Below are 1062 nucleotides of genomic sequence, written 5' to 3'. Positions count from 1 at the left end.
GCGGCAAGAACCGCGGCTGCGCCCAGCCCAACCTCACCGCTTCGTGGGTGAAGTCGGTCCCGCGCCGCCCTGCCCGACCGGGCCGTCCTCGTCGCCGCCGACCGCGCCGAACTGCGCGCCGCCCTGCACGACCTGGCCTCCGGCACCACCCCGCCCACCGCCCGCGCCGACGGCGAACTCGGCTTCCTGTTCACCGGACAGGGCAGCCAGCGCCCCGGCATGGGCCGCGAACTCGCCGCCGCCCACCCGGTGTTCGCCGACGCCCTGGACGACGTCTGCGCCCACTTCGACCTCCAGCTCGCCCGGCCGCTGAAGGAGATCCTGTTCGCCGGCCCCGGCACCCCCGAGGCCGGACTGCTGCACCGCACCGAGTACGCGCAGCCCGCCCTGTTCGCCCTGGAAGTCGCCCTGTACCGGCTGCTGGAGAGCTGGGGGCTCACCCCCGACCAACTCGCCGGGCACTCCGTCGGGGAGATCGCCGCCGCCCATGTCGCGGGCGTCCTCACCCTGCAGGACGCCACCATCCTGGTCGCCGCCCGCGGCCGGCTGATGCAGGCCCTGCCCGAGGGCGGCGCCATGCTCGCCGTACGGGCCGCCGAGGACCAGGTGACACCCCTGCTCACCGCGCGCACCGGCATCGCCGCCGTCAACGGGCCCGGCTCCGTCGTCGTCTCCGGGGACGCGGCCGACGTGGAGGCGATCGCCGCCGAACTCGCCGCGCGCGGCCACGACGGCAAGCGGCTGCGGGTCGGCCACGCCTTCCACTCGCCGCTGATGGAACCGATGCTGGCCGAGTTCCGCCGGATCGCGCACGTCCTGGACTACGCCGAACCGCGGCTGCCGGTCGTCTCCACCGTCACCGGCGGCCCCGTCGCCGGTGAGCTGCGCGACCCCGAGTACTGGGTGGAGCACGTGCGCGCCAAGGTCCGCTTCCACGACGCCGTCCGCTCCCTCGCCGACGCCGGGGTCCGCACCTTCCTGGAGGTGGGCCCGGACGCCGTGCTGTCCGCCCTGGGACCGGACTGCACCGACGCACCCGGCACCGCGTTCCTGCCGGTGCTG

General features: G+C 75.6%; 1 pseudogene. It reads left to right on the top strand.

Annotation, left to right across the window (positions count from 1 at the left end):
* Nucleotides 1-57 precede the first annotated feature (57 nt).
* Nucleotides 58-1062: pseudogene (locus H5J33_RS36270) on the top strand (acyltransferase domain-containing protein); the annotation flags it as partial.

Source organism: Streptomyces sp. WELS2 (genome assembly GCF_013870595.1).
Taxonomy (GTDB): Bacteria; Actinomycetota; Actinomycetes; order Streptomycetales; family Streptomycetaceae; genus Streptomyces.
The sequence above is the reverse complement of the archived record's forward strand: the minus strand, read 5'-3'. Positions and strand labels throughout refer to the sequence as shown.